1 pseudogene is annotated in these 597 nt (G+C 64.0%); it reads right to left on the bottom strand.

The annotated features are described in order from the left end of the window. A pseudogene (locus tag ACW4E8_RS41055) lies at positions 1-597 on the bottom strand (IS3 family transposase); the annotation flags it as partial.

The following is a 597-nucleotide window of genomic DNA, read 5'->3' as shown; positions in this document are numbered from 1 at the left end:
TCACGTCGCGGACCACGTCACCGCTATGCCCACCGGTGGTCGCCGCCCAGCTCATCGCCTCGCGGTCGCAGCAGTCCAGGGCGAACGTCACGCGCAGTGGCTCGCCGTTGTCGCAGCGGAACTCAAAGCCGTCAGAGCACCAGCGCTGATTGGTTTTCTCTACAGCAACCTTGCCGTCATGCCGGCGCTGAGGCCTCGGCGGAACCGCTCTGCGTTGCAACAGCAGGCCGTGCACATGCATGACCCGATAGACCCGTTTCACGTTGACGGGCGGTGCACTGTGGCGCTCGCGCTCCCTGCGCAGTACACCCCAGACCCGGCGATAGCCGTAGCTGGGCAGATGCGCGACCGCATTGCGAATCTCCTCGACCAACCCTGCATCGTCGGTTTGCCTGGCGCCGCGCCCATCCTGCCAATCTGCAGGACGAGTCAGCTTCTCTGCCACATTCGAGCGCGCTACACCGAGAACTTCGCAGACCCGCTTCACAGGTCGTCCCCCGGCAATGAGGGTGAGCGCGCAATCCATTTTCGCGACTTCATCACCTCCACTGCCTCGCGCAGAATCTCGTTCTCCATGGTCTTCTTGCCCAGCAGGCG

This window comes from Cupriavidus sp. CP313, assembly GCF_054072015.1.
Note: the sequence above shows the minus strand (reverse complement) of the source record. Positions and strands in the feature narration are given on the sequence as shown.